The following is a 20,921-nucleotide window of genomic DNA, read 5'->3' as shown; positions in this document are numbered from 1 at the left end:
CGCATTTGGAACTCAGGAATGTGAGGGTTTAAAGGTTAGGAAAGGTTAGGACAGTCTGTTCTTGGTTTTGTAGCGCTGTCATTGGCAGCATAGTTACCAGAGAAAGTGCGAGCGGTGTCGTTGTTCAATTTTTCAGCGCACAACAAAGCTTTTACCCAATCATCATCTCGGCTGATTTCTCTGAAATATTCGTCAGGTTTTTGTTGAGTAGCAGGGAGAGTGAACTTTTGGGCGAACAAGTCAGGGGGCTGTGAAAGCAAACCTACATCAAATCCCCATAGCCGATCGGGTGCAACGAAATAGCCGATCGCACCTAATGCGTTTTGAACTCTGTAAATGCTGCGGGTATCCGCCGGAATGTCGAGGCGACTGTCGAATATTTTGGCGTTAAAAGGAGAAGTATTAGCGATATCGAGAACTGATTGGTAAGGAGCAGTTGCGTAAGCACTGCGCTTGAATTGGATAAACGAGCCCGCGATCGAGGTAGTTAGTTCTCTCCAATTTTCCATAAAGCGCGGTAAGTTTTGCATACCTCCATTGGTTTCTCCAAGGCTGGGAGAGAGAGCCCGTGAAGGAACGTCATTTGAGGCGACTATGAGGTTAAACTCTGTATTTCGCGCTCTTTGCATCCATCGCGTTCCGTCGTTGGCGTTGGGGCCTTGTATAGGAACCAAACCAGCCACAGGATTAGAATTTGTGGCCTGAATCTGCAAAGTAGGTCTTAGCTGTGGCTGCTCAACATTAGCTGTTGGTAGTTTGGCGTAAAACAGAGGGTTAGCATTGCCATAGTCAATTTGGGTCGGAGTGTTGGGAGCAAGGGGAGTTTTGGTGGTCGCATACCAAAGAGCGTTATCTGCTAGCTGAGGCTGACCAGTGACAGGAGTTATGGCAGTACCGTCCACAGTGACCGCAGTTGTGGAAGTAGCATAGAAAGCTACTGCATTGCTAGTAATTCCCAGCGCGATAGGGAGGCTGTTGGGATTATCCAAAACCAGCTTACCTGAGCTGTCTCGCACAAAAGCTACGCGACGGGGATATCGTCTATCTGCTGGATCGATAGCTGGTTTAGCTGTTGTACCCGACAAAAGTAGACCGACTGGGGTAGCTGCAGGGACAAGCCTTGCTTTTTGTATTTCAGTAGGTTCAAATTCCCCAGCAGTACCACCATCAATACCCACTACCCAGTCACTGGGGGCGCAAGCTGAAACAGGCAACTTCCGGCAAATTTCCATGACATACTCTGGAAATTTAATTGCATTATTAGCCCGTCGCTGAACTGGCGTAATGAAATTGTTGAAGTATGAACTGTTGGGAGCAGCACCTATGTTAGTGCGGTAGTTTTCGTCTTTTGGTGAAACGGTAGTTCCCGCGCTTAGCCCGACCTTTTCTTGGTTGATAATGTCAAAAGCAGCACCGCTACTCAAACCGTTAGTGACGTAGTTGTTAGCACCAAAACCGTTAATCCTGCGAACGGCTTTAGCCGTTACATCCGTCTCTTTAACAGTCGTATCGATCTTATTCCCATTGCCATTGAGGTCAAAGTCGAAGGTAACTTCACTAACTGTATTAGTACCTAGAATACCATTGCCATCGAAGTCATAGCCGACAATTGCGCTACCTGCATTATTTCTCAGGTCAAAATCTCCGTGATTGCGGATACCGTACCGGAATCCTTCCTGTAAATTAGCTGACTCTGGCTCAGAAAGCAGCGTGATCGCATCCGAGAGCACTGTTGCCCCTCGCCAATTATCGCTGCCAGCGCATTTGCCAGGGTATCGGGGATCGCCGAGGCGACAAGCAAAATTGGGATTCAGGTCTGTACCTAGGCGACCGTAGAAAGTGCTAGGAGTCCAATCAAAAGGATTTGCAACACCTGTACCAAATTCTCTCTGGGTGTGTGTGTTAAATGCGCCTTGGATGTACACCGGCAGGTTAGAAGTCAACAGTAAACCCTTCTCTTTGAGTACGTCTGTCACCGTGGCGACAGTTGTCGGCCGACCCAAGCTAGATCCGTTAATCAGCATAATTCCGTGGGGTCTGCGGCTGGGGTCTAGCCGAGAATCAGTTGAACTGCTTAGTTTGCTGCGGGTTTCATCAATGGTGCCAAGACTATTCGCAGGGCGATCGCTGCGATCGGGTGCTGCATCGTCACGGCTGGCGTAAATTAGGCCGCTGTAAGGCAGCATATACTCTGGGTTAAGGGTGTTGATGACGGGCTGTCGCTGGTAGGGGATGGTTTTTGTGTTTCCCCTGAGCTTATTGATATCTAATTGCGTGACCCGGATTTCTAGGGGTTGTCTTTCTGCTAGGGGAAGGTCGTAATTTCCTGTTAGCTTCGCGCTCTGAGCGCCACCACCCAAAGGACTGCTGAGGCTGTAAGTCTCGTCCACCGCAGTAGCTGGGTCGTCCTTGTCGATCGCCTTAACTTCCCTAGGATTGAGAAAAGCAACTTCCCGAATTGTCCCGTGATCCAGATAGGTGGTAGAAAAGCCTGTAGTCGGATCTGCCAAAATTTGCAAAGAGCAAAGAGTGGAGTCGATCGCAGCTTTTTCCGACAAGCTGCGTTCGCCGTCAACCTTCTGCAAAGCCTTCCTTAAGTTCTCATTGACAAACCGACCATCGGGGAAAACGATACTGGCTTGATAATTCAAGCGTTCCTCTATTGTTCCGGCAGTCAGCGGTGGCAGACTCGATGCGTCTGTCTGGAGAGCGGCTGTCAAAATTGCACCTATACCCGCTCTCGCTGTTGGAGGGTTGTAGCCGTAGACAATGCCGTTGTTGGATTTACCATTTGCGTTTTGTCCCGATGGCAAACCTGGACGATTGAGACTGGAATCAAATAGAGTTCCACCCTTGCTGTATCGGTAGCTGGGATCGTAATAGCTGCTGACACAAGCCAGCGGGGTATCAGCTAATTTATCCGTTTGAGCGCCTGGGCTTGGGTTGTTTGCGTAGTGATAGATCGCAGTGGCGCGCATCCGCAAGTCGCCCTTAGCATACTGGGGAGTCTTGGGGTCGATAGTTCCGGTTAAGTTTGACCCCGGAGTTGTGGGCAAAGCGTTCCAATCCGTCGCCGTCAAATCAGTCCAGCCAATAGTACCAGCAGGATTATTGTTATAAACTTTAGAATTCGGGCCGGGTGACATCGGCATGGAGTCGGGCCAAACAACAGGGAACTTTTCTACTACAGCAGTAGTTGCCGGATCGTCGTAGAACTCCGATACTGCATTAGCAGCAGGGTTGAAGACTTTAGGAGGTGGCAGAAAAGAGTTTGTGCGCTCGTAAACACCCGCACCCGTGATTACCCGCAATCCGCCAATGCCATCAACGGCTGTTTCAGGTGCTTGGGCTGCACTTAGTTCCCAAAAGCCGTCCCTATCTGCTCCCCCTACATCAGCGAACTGCTTCACTTGGGGTTCCCGGTAGCGTTGGCCCCCATCCAGCCAATCAACTCCTAATATGTCTCTTCCTTCCTCACCTTCACCCACAAATTTGGGAGGGTTTAAATCGCTTCTCCACCTCAGTGCTGGTAGATTGTTCCCTACGATTATGCGATCGCCTAACTCGGATTCTTTATTATCTTCCTCTACCTTTTCCGGGCTGTTGGCTGCCAGCCTGACTGTTGTATTGAGTCCTGTGTTGGCATCCGAAGGTATAACCCAGGCATCCACCGGTCGCAGTTCATCCCCTGTACCGACTAATGGAGATGTAGTCACCACTTTTGTTGTAGGGTCAACAAAGCCAATCAATGCGTCTCCTGTGGCCGACACTTCTGCAAAAGGCACCTTCCGCGTCCGCAATCTAAAGTAAGATTCCAGCTTTTCTCTGCGAATCTCCTCTTGACGAGCCGCGCTGGGAGGAGTGGGGTCGGTTTCCTCATCAACTTGTTTGGCCAAGGCATTTTTAACTTCCAGGGGATCGGAATTAGCGGCATTCTTTTCCTGTTCGGAAACTAACAGGCCGATGCGATCGGAATAAGCCTTGTTATTGTAAATAACCCCTAAAGCACCTGCGTTGTAGGCTACAGATTGCTGATCTGGGCCTTTGATTGATTTTCCTAGTTCTGGATCGGTAGCAGTTGTCCCAAATAGATGAGCTCCTACTTCAGTGGAAATGTTGCCCGGACCTCCCGAAGTGCCGTTTACCACATTACCGCTAACGATTATTTTGCTATTTTCTAGGTTGTAAAAACAAGATTCTTTGCTGCTAACGAGATAAAATGTTACTGGCCCCGTGTTCGTGTGAGTGACAACAAAGTTACTATTAGTAAATATTCGTCCGTTCAGACGTAGCGCCGGGCCGGGAGATACTTCTAAGTCATCTTCATAAACCACCGCATTATTTTGTAGTGGAATGCGTTTTTGGTCTTGTTGATACTCCAAAGCTGAGAAACTTGGAGATCCTTTAAATTTTTCGTAGTTGGCTGGTGTAGCCACTCCCGTAAGATCACTAATCGGCACGTTCACCGTGTAGACAAAGAAGCTTTTTTTGAGTACGCCCTCTGCTTTGTACCAGTCCGAACTGCCTACCAAACTAGCGCTAGTACCTGCGGCTGCCTTGCAGATCGCGCTGGTAGTACCGGATACCGACATAGGAGGGGTTCTGGCTTCTAAACCCTTTCTAGCTCTATTAAACTCTCCTGTGTCCGGATCGCGAGGTGGACTGCGAAAATATATTCCGTATAGAGTGTAGGTATCAAATTTACCATTGTTGTCAGTATCTACAGGGAACCTCCAAGCGGTATTTATTCTCTCACTTTCATTGATCTTAGTTAGATCTGTAGGGGCTGGATCAATAATTCCATTTACATTATTAAGATCAACCTTAACCTGTAAAACATCCTCATCTCCAAATTTAAAGCGAGCTGAATCCAGCGCTTGGTAAACGCTCAATTCTGATGGTGTCTCAAGTGTTCCGCTTCCTTGAGGGGATAAGGCATACTGAATTTTTGCTTTTGCCCGATCGAGCGCCGGAGTCGCGGCCGCCAGCACCTGCTGGTTCACGCGCACGTTACGCGCCGTATTCGCCCGATCAAACGATCGCAGCGTAATCGCCACAGTCAACAAAATCACTACCAGCAACACCATCGTCACCGTCGGCAGCACAAACCCCGCCATCGGTAGTCTTGCCCTCCGGCCCATAGCCATCAGGGTTTGCAGCATTGCTCTCATCAGCCGCTTCGCCCCGGATCTGGTAACACCAGCAATCCGCCGCAGCAGGGATACGATAACTTTGGATAATTTGCTCTTAAACATTGACGCCTTCCTGAATAATTTCAGTGATGGTATTGCAGGTAGTTACTGCTCGACAGTACAATCCCATCTTTATAGTTCCCATTTTTTGCAACTTGCATATCAGCCTCTTGCACAAATTTAAATCTGTACTTTGGCTGAAAAATAAAACCCACAAACCCGCAACCAAAATCGCCGCCGATCATATATTTTTCAGCGAAAAATTTGCCCTGCAAGGATGAGAGTTCCCTAACTCCACTCTAATCGAGTTAAATAGAAATGTCAGTACCAAGAGCGAGAGTGAATTCGATCACCCAAAAACAGTGATTGCGATCGTATTCGACGTATTGCCCAGCCCTTGCGGCCTTTGTTTGTGTGCTCGCGTCGCTAGCAGTTTCAACCACCGGAATCTACAATCAAGATCGGGCAATGGAATTATGGTTAGGCCTATCGGTGCGATCAAATCTAAATTGGGCGATCGAATTGCCGTAATGCCCCCAAGTGTGATCGAATTTCCGTAATGCCCCTAAGTGCGATCGAATTTCCGTTTTACCCTTCGGGGCACTGTCAGTACAACTGCAAAATATAAAACCTACAACCCATGAAACAAACTCCCAAACCCCCAGACTTCATCATCATCGGCGCCCAAAAAGGCGGAACAACATCGCTTTATGCCTATCTCACCCAACATCCCCAAATCGCCCATGCCACCGAAAAAGAAGTACATTATTTTGACTTAAACTTCGACAAAAGCCCAGACTGGTACTATGCTCAATTTCCCCTGCCCAAAAACGGCCCCAAAAAAATCACCGGAGAAGCCAGTCCTTACTACATATTTCACCCCCACGTTCCCCAGCGAATTTATGATTTATGTCCCAAAGTTAAAATCATCGCCCTGCTGAGAAACCCCGTCGATCGCGCAATTTCCCACTACTATCATTATATCAGAATAAAATACGAATCTCTCTCATTAGAAGAGGCGATCGCCGCCGAGCCCGAAAGACTCAAAGGCGAAATGGAAAAACTCCTAGCCAACCCCAAATACTATAGTTACGAACACCAACACCACAGCTATCTAGCCCGCGGTATTTACGCAGATCAACTCCCAGCCTGGATGAAACTTTTTCCCAAATCACAAATTTCAATCATCAAAAGCGAAGACTTGTATAGCAACCCAGCAAAAATCTGCAACACAGTCCTCGAATTTTTAGGCTTACCGCCTCACCAACTAAAAAGCTACGGCAAGCTCAACGCCAGCGAATATCCCCCCATCAGCGAGACAGTATACGACCAATTGAGAGCATATTTTCGATCGCACAATCAGAGATTAGCCGAATTGTGCGATCGAGACTTCGCCTGGGACTAATAATGTCATTCGTGTCAACAATCGCCTAATACCAATTTTTTATGAGGTTGCATAGAATCCGATCGCCCCTAGCCAAGGGCGGGCACGGGGGCACCGCCCCTACTAAGGGGGGACAAGATTCCGATCAAAGTCCCCCAACAATCAGGGGGATTTAGGGGGATCGAGATATGTGCAACTTCACATTAAATTGGTATAAAAACCTTTTTTGTGCCAGTTGGGCTCAGGACTAAAATATTAAGCAACGGCAGTAGCATTTGCTTCCAGAGGCTCGATTTCCTCCGGTGTAGCGTGACGGCGCGGATCATTAAAGCTGCGTGCCGCTAGCCAGTTAGAATTTTGCGCCGCCTCGCAACCAATCACGTAAAGCGAAGATTGATTAAAAGCAGCCCAGAGAGCATCACAAGCCTCTTTATCCATCAGTGAATCGGCGATGGGGCGATCGTGAATCAGAGCAAATAAATCAAACTCATTTCGTTTGGGATTCCACTGATATTGCAAAGTAGGAGCATAACCCATTTCGATCAATTGTGCGATCGCGCGATCGGGCGTATATCCGTCCAAATGCACCCGATTGAGATAGATAGACACTTGGACATACTCATCTCTGGCAGGTAGCAGTCGGTAATTCGAGTTAGTCATCATTATTTGTCTCCGTGCAGTAGTAATAAGAGCGGCCTGCAATATCGGGGCGTTTTTCAGCCTTCATTTTTTGCTGAGCACATCGTCGCTTAGCATAAAGGTCTTTTTCAATTTCAGTCTCGCCGGGGGCATAAAAAGGACGTTGAGGAAGCAGTTCGGCTTCTAAATCCTCCCAAGATTTCTCTGGGTTGTCTGAATCTCTCAGCATTTGTCCCTCGCGGTTTGTTCGAGGATGCCGTTTATTCGATATAGTCGATCGGTCATCAGTCTGTTTCCTCAGTTTTGGCGATCGTCTTGACGCGCTGGGGTTTTGGCTCTAAAACGGGTTCGTTTTCCTGTAACCAAGTTTCGATGTACTCCAACAGAACCTCATTCATGCTGAGGCTACGCATGGCGCAAGATGCTTTGAACTTGGCTCTTGTCTCTTCAGGTAGATAGATTTTTACGGACACAGTTTTAGTTGTAGTCACAGTTTCCATATCGCTATATCGATTTGTCTATGTGTCTAGCCTGACACACAGGCGTGCGATCGGATAGAGTCGCTTGTCGATATAAGGACTTGTCGGCTTGTCCCTATATCGATATAATAACAGACATAGCCAAAAAACGACAACCGCGCCGACTTAAACGCCATTGCCCTTTCCATACATTTTGCAAAAAAATGCTTGACATTCCTACCAGTCTGTGCTAGCTTATCGAATAGTATTGTGTTTAACCCACAAATCGCAGCACTTCACCTATGTTCACAGCCAACAGCTATTTTTATTTTTGGTACAGCCAAGTTCGCCCGGAGTGAATTTGCAATTCACTGTGAACATCCGGGCGAACCGCAGATTAACACCTGCGGTTTTGTTTTTTCTACTTCTTTTCCCAACAACCAATCGAGTACAAGCGAAAACAGCAATGACATTATTCAGTAACTGGTACAACAGCTTTTATTTTTGGCCCAACCAAAGTTCTGGGTAAATTGTCGCGCTGTCTTTTCGCACCAACCCGGAACTCCTAAAAGTGCCGGGTTTTTTGTTGTCAACCACCCACTTAAATTTCCAGGAAAATACCCTCATGTTAGAAGCCAAACTCGTAACCAAATCTCATCCCGAACACCAAACAATTGTCAAACTCTCAGAAACAGTCTCAGTCGGCGGCCAAGAATTATTAATCATCGGCGGCCCCTGTACCGTCGAAAGTTCCCAACAAATGGAAACAGTCGCCCACCAACTATCCGCCGCCTCCGTGCAAGCTTTGCGAGGCGGAGTCTACAAACCTCGCACTTCTCCCTATGCTTTCCAAGGGATGGGAATTGAGGGACTCGAAATTTTAGCAGATGTCAGCCGCCGTTACGGTTTACCCGTGGTGACAGAGGTAATGTCGATCGCCCAAATCGAGCCAGTTGTCACCTATGCTGATATGCTGCAAATAGGTAGTCGCAATATGCAAAACTTCGAGTTACTAAAGGCGATCGGTCAAGCCGGAAAACCAGTCCTGCTAAAACGCGGGTTGTCAGCCACAATCGAAGAATTTGTCATGGCCGCCGAATACATTCTCAGCCACGGAAATCCTCATGTAGTTCTCTGCGAAAGAGGCATCCGCAGCTTCGACAATTACACCCGAAACGTATTAGATTTAGGTGCAGTCGTAGCGCTAAAACAGTTAACTCATTTGCCAGTAATTGTAGACCCTTCTCACGCCGTCGGCAAGCGAGAATTAGTCGCACCACTAGCCAAAGCAGCGGTTGCTTGCGGTGCAGACGGATTAATTATTGAGTGTCACCCGCAACCGGAAAAATCGGTTTCTGACGCGCGGCAAGCTCTTTCTTTGGCAGATATGGTAGATTTAGTTGCGAGTTTGCGCCCTGTAGCCACCGCAGTTGGGCGGTGCATACCATATATTAATGTGCCTTCAGAGGTATTAAGTTTGAAGTGATATTGTTAGGACTAATGCCAACTGTCACAACTAGGCGTTAACTGTTAGGTACGTAGTTGCGCTTCAGCGCTCTTTCCTAAGCTAAGAGCGCTGAAGCGCAACTACATACCTGTGTTTAATCTGCCAGTTGCCATTAGTTCTAAATGTATAACTTTTAACGTCAAACTCTACAGTAATTTTTAAGCGACTTGAGCTTTGAGGCAGGGGTTTAAACCCCTGCCGAAATCGGCGAAAGCGCGTGTTTCACGAATTTAGATTAAAATAAAAAATAATACTGTCATCTACGAAATCTTGCTTAATTATGGCAATACTACTTAACGTTCCCTCGATCGTCTGCTCCGGCTGCGCTGATACAATTACCAAAGCCATCAAAACTGTTGACTCCGGTGCTACTGTCAATGTGGATGTCGCAGCTAAGACTGTTACAGTTGAAGCTCAAGCTTCTGAAGAGTCAATTTCACAGGCGGTTGTTGCTACGGGTCACACCGTCGAAGATTGATATTGAGTTTACAGCCCTCCGCCAGAAACCGGGTTTGATAGGCGAGAATACTTGGTTACAGCCTGTAGATACGGCAAAAAACCCGGTTATGAAGGTTTAGACCAAGAGAGGGCGGTTTCACCAATATCTTCGAGGCGAACGATATTAGTCAACCCGCCCCACGCCCAAAAGCTTAATCTGCTTCGTCTAAGTGTTCGGCGACTGCTTGGTAAAGTTCCAAAACGTGGCGATCGAGTAAACTATAAAAAACTTGTCTCCCAACCTTGCGGTAACTTACCAACCGCATCGCCCGCAATGCCCGCAACTGGTGCGATACTGCTGATTCGCTCATGCTCAAAGCCGCCGCCAAGTCACACACGCACAGTTCTTGTTTTGCCAAAACTGACACCAGCCGCAGCCGGTTTGCATCTCCCAAAAGACTGAAAAACTCTGCCATCCGCTGGGCTTTTGCGGTGTTGAGAACTTGTGTTTGGATGTCGCCGGCCCGCAAACTGTCAACTCGGTGCGGGCGATCGCACGTTGGTGTATCGTTTTCTTGGTGAGTCTGACTTATCGCTCCGTTAACAGCAGAGTTTGGTGACATCTTTTCCCGGCTAGTTTTAATTCTCATTTTCATTTTAGTGCGATCGGCCAACCTTTTGTTACAAAACTTTTACATTCCCTTGACTTATATCTGAATATGTGTTCAGATATAAGTATAGACAAACAACCCCACCAGGAGAATGTAAAATGACTACTGCCACCCAAACAAAATGTGCCTGTCCTTCATGCTCGTGTGTTGTCAGCCTCAGTTCCCCCATAGAAAAAGACGGCAAACAATACTGTTCCAGTGCTTGCGCTGACGGCCACCCCAACGGCAGCGGCTGCGGCCACACCGGCTGCGAGTGCCACAAATAAATATTCGCCTTCAGAAAAGGTTAATCAACCACTCTACAATCTATCTAAAGGGAGATGCGCTGTTCGCATCTCCCTATTTTTGTGTTGTTAGGTTAAAGAAAAGTTAAGATAAAGCTAATGTAAGGTTAAGACTGCATTAATAGACTAAATACAGAGCGAAAAAGCACAACTGCTACTTACGCAATACAATAGAAGCAAGTTAGGGGCGCGATACTGAGTACAAATAGTGCTATTAACAGCAGAGACCGAACCAAAAGTTGAATACCAAAAGTTTAATTAGGAGGGGGCAATGAAAGAGCGGGAAGATTTTTTACATCCTCGCAATCGCTACTACGGTGATTTCACGCCAGAAAACTTGGCGTTTAATGCCAACTTGCAGGAGTTTGCTCAAAAAATCACTTATATTTGCTCGCTGGAAACTGGGGGAAAAATTAGCGCTGAGAAAGCCTATAAAGATATTAAAGCGCTTTGGAAAGACTTAAAATCCTCTAAGAAGCAATTGGGAATTGGCCAAAAACCCCCCAGTACCGAGGAGCAAAATTCACCTTAAAGTCCTCGCAGCAAATGCAGCGTTTGCAATCGAAAACCCCTGCGATTGCGAGTGCTGCATTTTGCTTCGTACCCAGCAAATGTAAGGTGCTTGGTAGTAGGCGAACTTTAGACAGTCTATGGTTTAGGAGTTGGTGCAGTTTCTCCTGCAAAGGCAGTACAATTGCCGCCGAGGCCAGAAATAATCGCGCAAGTATTAGTTTTCAGCATTCCCTGATATGTATCAGCACCAGTGCCGGGGCCACCCAACTCGTCGCTGTAAAGTTCCTTGTCGGAAATTTTGACATTTGCCTCCCTCGCCACAGTCTCCATCAACTTCGGATTAGTTGTAGTTTCGGCAAAAATTGTCGGCACTCCTGCGGTCTTAATTTGTGAGGACAATTCGGCAATTCTTGCTGCAGTGGGCTGTTCCTCTGTTGTCACACCCTGCAAAGCTCCAGCATTCTCCAAACCGTAAGCATCCGCATAGTAACTCAGAGCATCGTGAGTTGTTACTAACTTGCGTTTTTCTGGTGGAATAGTCGCAATTTGAGCTTTTATCCAAGTATCTATTTTTTGCAACTCATCTGTTAAGCTTGCTGCATTTTTTGTAAAAAGTTGAGCATTGGCCGGAGAAACTTTGATCAATTCATCCCGAATTGTTTCTACCATACGGATGCCATTTTGAGGGTTATGCCAAACGTGAGGGTCAGGGACTTTTTCGCCTTCTGCATGGGGTTGGTTTTCCGCTTTCTCTTCACCATGTTCGTGCTCGTGTTCGCCTATCAGCGGTTTGGGAACTGCGAGTTCGTGTACGGCGATTTTGGGCGCGGAATTACTGCTGGATTGAATTAACTTAATGATGCTGGGTTCGTGGTTGTAGCCGCCGTATAAAATCAAATTGCCCGTTTCAATCGCTTTGCGGTCTTCCGGCTTGGTTTGATAGGCGTGGGGGTCGTCTCCCGGCTTGATCAGACAGGTGGTGTCGATCGAACTTTGAGCAATTTCTTTAGTTATGTCGCAGATAACGCCAGTCGTGGCCACGACTTTTGGCAAGTTGGCGGCGGGGCTGGCTGGAGTTTGAGTGGCGGCGGGACTCTCTGGCGCCCGATTGCTGGCGTTCTGTCCTCCACTGCACGCAACCACTCCGCAGCCTATTGCCAAAACAGCCGTACCCCACAATCTGCGGGTTTTTCCCGCCAAGTTCTTTAACATTTTCACCTTTGGAACGATAATCGTTATTGCTTTTTCGAGTTATCCTATTCTAGTAGCTACGAACAAGAATCGTTCTCAAAATCTCTAATTATGCTAGAAGTGCAAGACTTGGCTGTCAATTATCGCGGAATTTCGGCCCTCAACAGCGTGAATTTCCATTTAGAATCGGGGCAATTAACTGGCGTGTTCGGCCCCAACGGCGCGGGGAAAAGCACGATGGTGAAAGCGATGCTGGGATTGATACCCACCTGTCGGGGTTTGGTGAAATATCAGGGGCGACTGCTGAAGGAACAGTTGTCGCGGGTGGCTTATGTGCCGCAGCGATCGCAAATTGACTGGGATTATCCGATTACGGTGTGGAATGCGGTGATGATGGCGCGAACCGTTCAGACAGGCTGGTTTCGCAGTCCCTCGAAGCAGTCCCAAGAATTGGTCAAAGCTGCTTTGCTGCGGGTAGGAATGTGGGATTTGCGCGATCGGCAAATTGGCGAACTGTCTGGCGGACAGCAGCAGCGGATTTTTTTAGCAAGGTCGATCGCCCAACAAGCCGATTTATTCTTCTTCGACGAGCCTTTTAACGCGATCGACAAAGCAACCGAAGAAATTATTTTCGATATTTTTGCCGAACTAAAAGCAGAAAATAAAACATTGCTAGTAATCAGCCACGATTTAGGCGAAACTTTAAAACAGTACGACAATTTATTATTGCTAAATAAGCAGTTAATTGCAACTGGTACCTGCCGGGAAGTGCTCACAGCAGCCAATATTCAAAAAGCCTATGGATACGATTTAAGTTTAGTTTCGGCGTAAGCAAAAAAAGATTTATCTTTAAAATTGATAGTGGCACGGGCCTCCCGCCTGTGCAATTGATAGTGGCACGGGCATCCCGCCTGTGCAATTGATAGTGGCACGGGCATCCCACCTGTGCAATTGATTAGACCTCTTGCAAAAATAATTAGGACGGGCTCTCCGGCCCATCCCAAAAGAAAAAATAACTCTTGTGGGATAGACATCTGGCCCGTCCCATCAATTGATGAAAAGGATTTTTGCAGAGATCTATTGTAGTTGAAAAAATCCTATTATTGACGTAATTCAATGTTAAACCTACTAATTGAGCCACTACAATTCGAGTTCATGCGAAATGCGATCGCTGTGGGCGTTTTGCTAGGAATTCTCTGCGCCGTTGTTGGCTCCTACTTAATTGTACAGCAAATGGGAATGATGGTTGACATGATTGCCCATTCAGTATTAGCAGGATTGCCGGTGGCTTTTTCTTTAGGTTTCAATATTTCTATCGGCGCGTTTATATCGGGAATTATCAGCGCCGTAATTATGGCGTGGATTCAATCACAATCACGCCTAAAGATTGATGCAGTTATGGCATTAATTTTATCTACATTTTTAGCAATTAGCGTGACGTTGATTAGCTTGTTGCGAACCACAAAATTAGACTTAGACGGTTTTTTATTCGGGAATATCTTGTCAGTTGCACCTGCTGACGTGCAGCAGACTTTTGTCATAACTTTGATTATTTTGGCGACCGTTAAAATGTTTTATAAAGAACTGCTATTTTATACTTTTGACCCGCAGGGAGCGCAAGCGTGCGGTTTGCCTGTAAACTGGATTTATTTGGGGATGATTTCGGCGATTACGCTGACGATTGTTGCGAGTTTGCAAACTGTGGGGGCGCTGTTAGTAATTTCGCTATTAATCGGGCCGGGTATAACGGCGTATTTATTGGTAAAAGAGCTACATTTAATGATGGGATTAGGAGCAATTATTGGGATTATAGCTAGCGTGACTGGTATGTATCTCAGCTATTATTTGAATATGCCATCGGGTGCGGCAATTGTATTAGTTGTTTTTGGGTTATTTTTACTAGCTTTATTGTTCAGTCCCAGTCAAGGCATTTTGACAAGAAAGAGAGGAGAATGAGTACCGAAATGGTTAGTGAGGAAGGGGCGGGTTTTGTTGTGAGATTGTTGGCGATCGCCCCAATCACTAGGCTAACGCGCCCTACAAATTATGCGTTTTTTAGAGTTAAGCTAATCAGCATTTAAATTGCATCTAAAAAAATAATTAGACTCTTGTGGGGTGGGCTTCTAGCCCGCCCCATATAGGCAATTTAAATGCAGTACAGCTTACTTAGCTTGACAATAAGCTTCGTAAACGCCGTCAAGCAGTAAGTTGATAGCAAAAGTTGCTTTCTCGGTGGCTAACAGCGCTTCCTGTTTTGCTTCTTCAGTTTGGCAAAGTTCTAACAGCGCTTCGCGGGTAGCTTCCGAGTGGAACTCGTCGGCTTTTTCGTGGACTTTAAAGAAAGACAAAGCAGCCTCGGAATCGATGCCGTAAAATTCCTTCAAACCAGCGATTTTGGTTGTAGAAACTTCGGGGATTTGCGCTTCGTAAGCGTAAAGGGCTGCTAAACCTTTGACGGGGGATTCGCTGCGGGCCAAGTCTTTGAGAAGGCGGACGGATTCGGTGGTTTTTTCTAAGTGTTCGCGATCGAGAACTGCGTTTCTGTCTAAACCCAAACCTTCGGCAAAGCGCAGCCACAGTTCGGGGTGATTAGCAGCGCCTCTCTCTTCTTCTATCAGGTTTTCGAGGAGCATTTGACGAATTTTGATGTCGTCACAGGCGGCGTGCGTAGCGCTGACGTAGGTGGGGAAGTTGTGGACTTGCAGGTAGTATTCTTGTGCGTACTCTTGCAGCATTGCGAGGTCGAGTTTACCTTCGTTCCACATTTGGTAGAACGGGTGTTTCAGCAGGTGGTTTTGGTCTAGAATATTGTTGAGTTGTTCGAGAAATTGCTGTTGGGTCATAATTGTCGATCGCCTTTGAGGATAGTTCAGCCACTAAAATGGTATTGTAATCTAGCATTTTGTCAAGACCAAGTTTTCAATTTTTATGTTTTAGTCAAACTGGTGCGATCGCCCGTTATGCGAACTTAGCGCCGCCCGAACCCTTTGCCGCGCATAGACTTTGACCAAACCAGCAATTCGCCACCACTACCGCCGGCCACGAGAAACTGGCCATCGGGATGCCATGCGAGACAGGAAACACCGCCCTCTGCACCTTCTAGAATTTGCAGCAATTGTTCTGCTTCGTACCACAAACAAACTTGACCGTCTGCGGATGCGGAAGCTAATAAAAATGTGCTAGGTTGAAAGGCGATCGCATTTACCACTTTTTCATGCACTTCCAACGCCCAACCTTCCCAACCGACACTTTCATCAGCGTCTCTTTCCCAGACAGAAATGCCTTGAGAACTCGAAGCAGCTAACAAAGGTGCACCCAAAGAATTAGTTTTACCCGACCAAGCTAACTGCCGAACTTTCCCCGGAAAACCCTGCATTACCCAGGGTTCAAAATTGCCCCATTCATTAACAATGAGAGTATTGTCCATATTGCCACAAGCTAAATATTCCCCTTGTGGCGACCAAGCAATTGCACCGGTTGCAGAGGGTACTGATAAAATTTCCGGGTCTTCGTCCCAGTCTTCGCCATGCCAAACTTTGACACCTTTATAGCCGCTAACTGCCAGATATTGAACCATAGGATGCCATGCTAAATCTAAGATAGATGATGAGTCGAAATTCAGCGTTACTTCAACAACATTATCCTCAACATTCCATACTTGAACGTAGCGACCCATACTGAAAGCTAACTGATTGCAGTTGGGACTCCAAGCTAACTTATCAACCCAGACGCGCTGGTTATCCAAATCAGCAATCAATTCCCCAGAATTAACGCGCCAAATTCGCACTTTTCCATCTTGTCCGCCAGCAGCTAGGAATTGACTGTCGGAGGAAAAAGACAAGCAATCGGCTGATTTACCCGTGGCAGTTTGTAGCGGTTGCAAGGACAATTCATTAACTGCCCCTACTTTCGCCAGCATCACTTCGCCCGCAGCGGAACAGACTGCTAAAGTTGTGCCATCCGGCGACCAAGTAACAGCAGTTACGTAGTCAGACAGCATTTCTTTAGCGTGAAATTGCAGGGTTAGTTCGCGGCTGCCGCTCTTTTTTTTTCCCGTTTCTTTTAAACTAGACACCGACGGAAACCCTCTTTCAATTGATTTTCGTTTAAGTCGCGACCGATGAATACAAGCTCGTTTTTTGGAGTTTCTGTAGCTTTCCAAGGTCGATCCGGTCTGCCATCGAACAGCATATGCACTCCTTGAAAAACAAATCTGTTGTTTTCTCCGGCCATATTCAAAATGCCTTTGCTCCGAAAGATATTCGTGCCTTGAGTTCGCAACAATTCGCCGATCCAATCGCTAAATTTGTTGCCGTCAATCGCACCGGATTCTACTATGGCTACGGAAGTTACTGTGTCGTCGTGTTCGTGAGTGTGTTCGCCCAAAAAGTCTGGTTCTATTTCTAATGCCCGGTTCAAATCAAATGCTTTGACGCCCAACAAAGCATCCATTTGTAATTCAGCGTTGCGGGTGCGGTGAATTTTGGCCATTGCATTCATGGCGCGAATTCGCTTTTCTAATTCTGCCAATTCTTCCTCACTCACTAAATCAGTTTTGTTGAGCAAAACTACATCAGCGAATGCAATTTGTTCTTGAGCTTCGTCTGCGTCCCAGTGCTGCCAGATGTGCTTGGCATCAACTACCGTGACAACTGCATCTAGCAGTAATGTGTCCCGCATATCTTCGTCTACAAAAAATGTCTGAATTACGGGTGCAGGGTCGGCTAAACCTGTGGTTTCGATGACTATGTGGTCAAATTTGTCTCGCCGCTTCATTAAGTTGCCGATAATCCGAATTAAATCGCCTCGGACTGTACAGCAAATGCAGCCGTTGTTCATCTCGAAAATTTCTTCGTCGGCATCAATTATCAGTTGGTTGTCGATGCCTACTTCGCCAAATTCGTTGACGATGACTGCAACTTTTTTGCCGTGTTCCTCTGTTAAAATACGGTTCAGCAGCGTAGTTTTGCCTGCACCTAGATAGCCCGTGAGAACGGTAACAGGAACTGATTCGATCGCCCCAGCACTCACCATACTTGACCTCGATTAGTGTACAATGATAACCATTATCGTTATTCTACACCAGACTTGGTGGCACTGGTCACAATATTAAATAATGTTAATAAATTGTTCGTGAGAGCTTGTAGGGGCGAGTTTTACCAATAATATTTGCTGCAATTCAAAATATCGATCAACCCGTCCCTCTCAGATGACTATTAATTGTTAATCATAGCTGCAATTCGATCGCGCTCTAACTCTCGACCGATCAGCACTAATTTGGTTTGGCGGAGTTCGGAAGGTTGCCAAGGGCGATCGTAAAAATATTCTAGGCGCGAGCCCACACCTTGCAACACCATCCTCATCGGTTTCTTCGGAACCGCCACAAACCCTTTAATCCGATAAATTTCCTCCTGCTGCATCAAGGATTGCAGTTTTTTTACCAATGCTTCAGGTTCAAATTCGCGATCGGCAATAAAGAAAGTCGAGTTAATATCATCATCATGTTCGTGTTCCTCCTCAGTGTCATGGTGACTCGGACGTGACTCCAAATCATCCTCAACGGCCGCATTAAATCCCATTAGCACATCGGGGTTAATTTCGCCCCCTTTGCAGGGCACAATTTTCACACTCGGACGCAACTCTTGCTGCAACCAGCTTTGGACTTTCTGGTGAGTTTCCGCATCTACGCGATCGACCTTCGTTAAAAGTACCATATCGGCACAGGCTAACTGATCTTCAAACAATTCCTCGATCGGAGTTTCGTGATCTAAACTATCATCAGCCTGTCGCTGTGCCATCAAAGCATCCATATCACCGACAAAAGTACCGCTAGCAATAGCTTCGCAATCGACAACAGCAACAACACCATCCACTGTAGCACCAGTGCGAATTTCCGGCCAGCGAAAAGCTTGAATCAAAGGTTTAGGAAGTGCGAGGCCCGAAGTCTCAATTAAAATACAATCAATTTGTTCTCTGCGCTTCAACAATTCCTGCATAGTCGGCAAGAATTCCTCTTGAACAGTGCAGCAAAGACAACCATTTGTTAATTCAACAATATTGCTGCTGACATTTTCTTCTTCGTCGCAAACTTGGCAATCGCGCAGCAGTTCTCCGTCAATTCCAATTTCGCCAAATTCGTTCACCAGAACAGCAATGCGGCGACCTTCATTATTTTGCAATAAGTGGCGAATTAAGGTAGTTTTGCCACTACCGAGAAAACCAGTGATGACAGTAACAGGAATTTTGTGCATTGATAATTTTGTGCTTATTGGGTGATGGGATATCTCGTTCCCAGGCTCTGCCTGGGAATGCTAATCTAGAGGCTCTGCCTCGCTGGAATAAAGGAGCGCTTTTAATACGAGGCAGAGCCTCTGGGTATGCGTCACCTGGCAGAGCCTGGGAACTAGAAGGAAAGGAAAAAAATAAAATCCTTACTACAAACCTATCTAATTTGGTAGTGGTGGAATCTTTGCTAAAACGCCTTTTTTCAGAGCTTGAGGACGCTCAGACCAAGGCAACAAACCGTCCGATTTAGCATAGTATTGACCCGCGCATTCGAGTACAGCCTCGATACTTTCCGACTCATTTGCAGGTAAATCGCCAAACAGATAAGTGTACTTTCCAACAGCAGCAAAAGACACCGCACAAGAGTGACTGCAAGCACTCATGCACTCAACCTCTTGAATCTCAAACTTATCAGAAAACTCCCAATCTTTAGCGAGTTGCGACAAATTTTCCATGAATTGTTGACCGCCGCTTTTACCTTCGCGCTTGCCGTTTTTCCAAACACTAGCGCAAGCAGTGCAAACAAATAGACTGTGCTTTGTGCGTACAGCCGCATTAATTCCATCCATCATCCGTACCTCGCAGATGCGTTCAAAAGTGAGTTAGATATCGGCGGGCATTCTGACTTGAGAAACCACAAGGGTTTCATTACAGTTGCGGGACAGCGCCGGACTTGCACCGAACTTTCCCCGTTTCCTCTAACGGCTGCTCCCCGCTAGAACCGATCGCGAAATCACATCATACCGCACTTGCCGCCAATCGATTTTAGATTTTAGATTTTAGATTGGAGAAAGCCACCCCAGGGATAAATCTGGGGGCTTGTCTAGTAGTTTGTAGGGTGCGCCACAAGCACCCTACAGATTACAAATTATGCAGTTTCGTGCTGTTTGTGCCAAGCGGGATGCCACAGCAATTCCGCAGTCGATCGCTTCTCGACCATTTCAGGAGTAATCATACAGTTAGCCACATCCTTGCGAGAAGGCAACTCGTACATGACATCGAGCATTAACTCTTCTAAAATGCTGCGGAGAGCTCTGGCGCCAGTTTTGCGACGATAGGCTTCCTGGGCTATCGCCCGTAGCGCTTCCGGCTGGAATTCCAATTCCACGCTGTCCATCTTCAACAGCTTTTGATACTGCTTCACCAGCGCATTTCGGGGCTCGGTCAATATCTGCATCAAAGCTGCTTCATCCAGCGGCGAAATCACCGTCACCACCGGTATCCGCCCCACAAACTCAGGAATCAAACCAAACTTGACTAAATCGTCGGGCTGTACCTGCTGCAAAATATCAGCGGCCCGCTTATCCTTCGCCGGCAAAGTTGAGTTGCTGTCGCTTTCTGTTGGCTGAATAAAGCCCAAGGATTTTTTACCCAAACGCTGTTCAACTATTTTTTCCAAACCGACAAAAGCACCGCCACAAATAAATAGAATTTTGCTAGTGTCAACTTGAATAAAATCTTGGTAAGGATGTTTGCGACCGCCTTGCGGGGGAACATTAACCACTGTTCCTTCCAACATTTTTAGCAGCGCTTGCTGCACTCCTTCTCCCGATACATCCCTGGTGATCGAAGTGTTTTCGCTTTTGCGAGCAATCTTGTCAATTTCATCAATATAAATAATGCCCCGCTGCGCCGATTCAACATCAAAATCGGACATTTGCAACAGCCGCAGCAAGATATTTTCTACATCGTCGCCGACATATCCAGCTTCTGTCAGTGTCGTCGCATCGGCTACCGCAAACGGAACTTCGAGCATTTGCGCCAAACTTTGCGCTAACAAAGTTTTGCCACAACCTGTCGGCCCAACTAGCAGGATGTTGGATTTTTGCAATTCTACATCGCTGTCAGGGGAAGACTTGTCGTTATCTTTAGCTTGGTCAACGCTCAAGCGCTTGTAGTGGTTGTAAACTGCTACAGAAAGAACTTTTTTTGCTGAATGCTGGCCGATGACGTGGTTGTCTAAATGCTGCTTAATGTCTGTCGGTTTGGGAATTTGAGCTAAAACGATTTTCGATTTGTTCGATCGACCCGGACGCCGCGTTCCTTGTCCCTGAGACTCTCGCACCTCTGATTGGGGAATCTGTTGACCAATTGTTTTACTGGAGTCAAAGAACTCCTCCTCTAAAATTTCATTGCACAGTTCCACGCATTCATCGCAAATGTAGACGCCGGGCCCAGCTATTAACTTGCGGACGTACTCCTGGGACTTGCCGCAAAAGGAGCATCTGAGATGGGAGTCATATTTTGACATATTTGCCTCTTAATTTACGGTTGCGGTTGCTTGTTTTGACTGGGGAAGTTGCCGCGGGAGCGACCTTAGCTTTGCCCTAGAAGGGTTTCCCGATCGGACACCCAAGCC

General features: G+C 46.8%; 19 protein-coding genes and 1 riboswitch. Of the genes, 7 read left to right on the top strand and 12 right to left on the bottom strand.

The features are described 5' to 3' along the window. Positions 1-35: 35 nt before the first annotated feature. Positions 36-5,255: a hormogonium polysaccharide biosynthesis protein HpsA gene (gene hpsA / locus QUA70_RS09975; RefSeq protein WP_333333536.1), complete on the bottom strand. Its 5,220-nt coding sequence runs from the start codon at positions 5,253-5,255 to the stop codon at positions 36-38. A 577-nt stretch (positions 5,256-5,832) separates the two neighbouring features. Here hpsA and QUA70_RS09970 point away from each other — a divergent pair. Continuing rightward, entirely contained in the window at positions 5,833-6,597 is a 765-nt protein-coding gene (locus QUA70_RS09970) for a sulfotransferase domain-containing protein (RefSeq protein WP_333333538.1), read from the top strand. Positions 6,598-6,831: 234 nt separating this feature from the next. On the opposite strand, the gene QUA70_RS09965 is transcribed toward QUA70_RS09970, so the two are convergent. The 3 genes from QUA70_RS09965 to QUA70_RS09955 are packed head-to-tail and all read right to left on the bottom strand — an operon-like array spanning position 6,832 to position 7,715. After that, positions 6,832-7,239, bottom strand: coding sequence for a hypothetical protein (locus tag QUA70_RS09965; protein ID WP_333333540.1), 408 nt, complete (start codon positions 7,237-7,239; stop codon positions 6,832-6,834). Next, entirely contained in the window at positions 7,229-7,444 is a 216-nt protein-coding gene (locus QUA70_RS09960) for a hypothetical protein (RefSeq protein WP_190693640.1), read from the bottom strand. Before QUA70_RS09960 ends, QUA70_RS09965 begins: the two co-directional genes overlap by 11 nt. A 55-nt stretch (positions 7,445-7,499) precedes the next feature. After that, complete coding sequence (locus tag QUA70_RS09955) at positions 7,500-7,715, bottom strand: plasmid partition protein ParG (RefSeq protein ID WP_333346653.1); 216 nt, start codon at positions 7,713-7,715, stop codon at positions 7,500-7,502. Between the two features lie 583 nt (positions 7,716-8,298). On the opposite strand from QUA70_RS09955, the gene aroF reads away from it, so the two are divergent. Both aroF and QUA70_RS09945 read left to right on the top strand, forming a co-directional pair. Beyond that, on the top strand, positions 8,299-9,159 hold the full coding sequence (gene aroF / locus QUA70_RS09950) for a 3-deoxy-7-phosphoheptulonate synthase (protein ID WP_333346650.1): 861 nt from the start codon (positions 8,299-8,301) through the stop codon (positions 9,157-9,159). 301 nt (positions 9,160-9,460) lie between these two features. Next, positions 9,461-9,658 carry a heavy-metal-associated domain-containing protein gene (locus QUA70_RS09945; protein WP_333174861.1) on the top strand — a complete coding sequence of 66 codons (198 nt, stop codon included), beginning with the start codon at positions 9,461-9,463 and terminating at the stop codon, positions 9,656-9,658. Between the two features lie 172 nt (positions 9,659-9,830). Here QUA70_RS09945 and QUA70_RS09940 read toward each other — a convergent pair whose 3' ends face one another. Next, the gene (locus QUA70_RS09940; RefSeq protein ID WP_333346647.1) at positions 9,831-10,241 is read right to left on the bottom strand and encodes a metalloregulator ArsR/SmtB family transcription factor; all 411 of its coding nucleotides are present in this window, start codon (positions 10,239-10,241) and stop codon (positions 9,831-9,833) included. A gap of 146 nt (positions 10,242-10,387) precedes the next feature. Between QUA70_RS09940 and QUA70_RS09935 the strand changes: the two genes are divergently transcribed. Both QUA70_RS09935 and QUA70_RS09930 read left to right on the top strand, forming a co-directional pair. Next, on the top strand, positions 10,388-10,555 hold the full coding sequence (locus QUA70_RS09935) for a metallothionein (protein WP_333346644.1): 168 nt from the start codon (positions 10,388-10,390) through the stop codon (positions 10,553-10,555). Between the two features lie 289 nt (positions 10,556-10,844). Continuing rightward, complete coding sequence (locus QUA70_RS09930; RefSeq protein WP_333285303.1) at positions 10,845-11,105, top strand: DUF7219 family protein; 261 nt, start codon at positions 10,845-10,847, stop codon at positions 11,103-11,105. Positions 11,106-11,221: 116 nt separating this feature from the next. Here the strand turns inward: QUA70_RS09930 and QUA70_RS09925 are convergent, their stop codons facing one another. Beyond that, positions 11,222-12,298, bottom strand: a complete 1,077-nt coding sequence (locus QUA70_RS09925; RefSeq protein WP_333346641.1) for a metal ABC transporter solute-binding protein, Zn/Mn family — start codon at positions 12,296-12,298, stop codon at positions 11,222-11,224. Positions 12,299-12,388: 90 nt separating this feature from the next. On the opposite strand from QUA70_RS09925, the gene QUA70_RS09920 reads away from it, so the two are divergent. Next, positions 12,389-13,108, top strand: coding sequence for a metal ABC transporter ATP-binding protein (locus QUA70_RS09920; RefSeq protein ID WP_333333552.1), 720 nt, complete (start codon positions 12,389-12,391; stop codon positions 13,106-13,108). A 285-nt stretch (positions 13,109-13,393) separates the two neighbouring features. Then, positions 13,394-14,233, top strand: coding sequence for a metal ABC transporter permease (locus tag QUA70_RS09915; protein ID WP_333346638.1), 840 nt, complete (start codon positions 13,394-13,396; stop codon positions 14,231-14,233). 206 nt (positions 14,234-14,439) lie between these two features. On the opposite strand, the gene QUA70_RS09910 is transcribed toward QUA70_RS09915, so the two are convergent. From QUA70_RS09910 to clpX, 6 genes are all read right to left on the bottom strand, one after another. Next, the gene (locus QUA70_RS09910) at positions 14,440-15,120 is read right to left on the bottom strand and encodes a CADD family putative folate metabolism protein (protein WP_333333556.1); all 681 of its coding nucleotides are present in this window, start codon (positions 15,118-15,120) and stop codon (positions 14,440-14,442) included. Positions 15,121-15,245: 125 nt separating this feature from the next. Then, positions 15,246-16,352 (bottom strand): WD40 repeat domain-containing protein, encoded by a 1,107-nt coding sequence (locus tag QUA70_RS09905; RefSeq protein WP_333346635.1) that lies wholly within the window; start codon positions 16,350-16,352, stop codon positions 15,246-15,248. Continuing rightward, a complete protein-coding gene (locus tag QUA70_RS09900) occupies positions 16,340-17,311 on the bottom strand; it encodes a GTP-binding protein (protein ID WP_333346632.1) in 972 nt (323 codons plus the stop codon). Before QUA70_RS09900 ends, QUA70_RS09905 begins: the two co-directional genes overlap by 13 nt. Positions 17,312-17,493: 182 nt before the next feature. Continuing rightward, positions 17,494-18,528: a cobalamin biosynthesis protein CobW gene (gene cobW, locus QUA70_RS09895; RefSeq protein ID WP_333346629.1), complete on the bottom strand. Its 1,035-nt coding sequence runs from the start codon at positions 18,526-18,528 to the stop codon at positions 17,494-17,496. Between the two features lie 195 nt (positions 18,529-18,723). Then, positions 18,724-19,134: a DUF1636 domain-containing protein gene (locus QUA70_RS09890; protein WP_333333565.1), complete on the bottom strand. Its 411-nt coding sequence runs from the start codon at positions 19,132-19,134 to the stop codon at positions 18,724-18,726. Between the two features lie 22 nt (positions 19,135-19,156). Beyond that, a riboswitch (cobalamin riboswitch) is annotated at positions 19,157-19,303 on the bottom strand. A gap of 127 nt (positions 19,304-19,430) precedes the next feature. Further along, positions 19,431-20,813 (bottom strand): ATP-dependent protease ATP-binding subunit ClpX, encoded by a 1,383-nt coding sequence (gene clpX / locus QUA70_RS09885; RefSeq protein ID WP_333333566.1) that lies wholly within the window; start codon positions 20,811-20,813, stop codon positions 19,431-19,433. Between the last annotated feature and the right edge of the window lie 108 nt (positions 20,814-20,921).

The organism is Microcoleus sp. LAD1_D5 (assembly GCF_036702115.1).
In the GTDB taxonomy this organism is placed as follows: Bacteria; Cyanobacteriota; Cyanobacteriia; order Cyanobacteriales; family Microcoleaceae; genus Microcoleus.
The sequence above is the reverse complement of the archived record's forward strand: the minus strand, read 5'-3'. Positions and strand labels throughout refer to the sequence as shown.

Coding starts and splice junctions, on each gene's coding strand:
- hpsA (WP_333333536.1), bottom strand. CDS start 5,255: ATGTTTAAGAGCAAATTATCCAAAGTTATCGTATCCCTGCTGCGGCGG.
- QUA70_RS09970 (WP_333333538.1), top strand. CDS start 5,833: ATGAAACAAACTCCCAAACCCCCAGACTTCATCATCATCGGCGCCCAA.
- QUA70_RS09965 (WP_333333540.1), bottom strand. CDS start 7,239: ATGATGACTAACTCGAATTACCGACTGCTACCTGCCAGAGATGAGTAT.
- QUA70_RS09960 (WP_190693640.1), bottom strand. CDS start 7,444: ATGCTGAGAGATTCAGACAACCCAGAGAAATCTTGGGAGGATTTAGAA.
- QUA70_RS09955 (WP_333346653.1), bottom strand. CDS start 7,715: ATGGAAACTGTGACTACAACTAAAACTGTGTCCGTAAAAATCTATCTA.
- aroF (WP_333346650.1), top strand. CDS start 8,299: ATGTTAGAAGCCAAACTCGTAACCAAATCTCATCCCGAACACCAAACA.
- QUA70_RS09945 (WP_333174861.1), top strand. CDS start 9,461: ATGGCAATACTACTTAACGTTCCCTCGATCGTCTGCTCCGGCTGCGCT.
- QUA70_RS09940 (WP_333346647.1), bottom strand. CDS start 10,241: ATGTCACCAAACTCTGCTGTTAACGGAGCGATAAGTCAGACTCACCAA.
- QUA70_RS09935 (WP_333346644.1), top strand. CDS start 10,388: ATGACTACTGCCACCCAAACAAAATGTGCCTGTCCTTCATGCTCGTGT.
- QUA70_RS09930 (WP_333285303.1), top strand. CDS start 10,845: ATGAAAGAGCGGGAAGATTTTTTACATCCTCGCAATCGCTACTACGGT.
- QUA70_RS09925 (WP_333346641.1), bottom strand. CDS start 12,298: ATGTTAAAGAACTTGGCGGGAAAAACCCGCAGATTGTGGGGTACGGCT.
- QUA70_RS09920 (WP_333333552.1), top strand. CDS start 12,389: ATGCTAGAAGTGCAAGACTTGGCTGTCAATTATCGCGGAATTTCGGCC.
- QUA70_RS09915 (WP_333346638.1), top strand. CDS start 13,394: ATGTTAAACCTACTAATTGAGCCACTACAATTCGAGTTCATGCGAAAT.
- QUA70_RS09910 (WP_333333556.1), bottom strand. CDS start 15,120: ATGACCCAACAGCAATTTCTCGAACAACTCAACAATATTCTAGACCAA.
- QUA70_RS09900 (WP_333346632.1), bottom strand. CDS start 17,311: ATGGTGAGTGCTGGGGCGATCGAATCAGTTCCTGTTACCGTTCTCACG.
- cobW (WP_333346629.1), bottom strand. CDS start 18,528: ATGCACAAAATTCCTGTTACTGTCATCACTGGTTTTCTCGGTAGTGGC.
- QUA70_RS09890 (WP_333333565.1), bottom strand. CDS start 19,134: ATGATGGATGGAATTAATGCGGCTGTACGCACAAAGCACAGTCTATTT.
- clpX (WP_333333566.1), bottom strand. CDS start 20,813: ATGTCAAAATATGACTCCCATCTCAGATGCTCCTTTTGCGGCAAGTCC.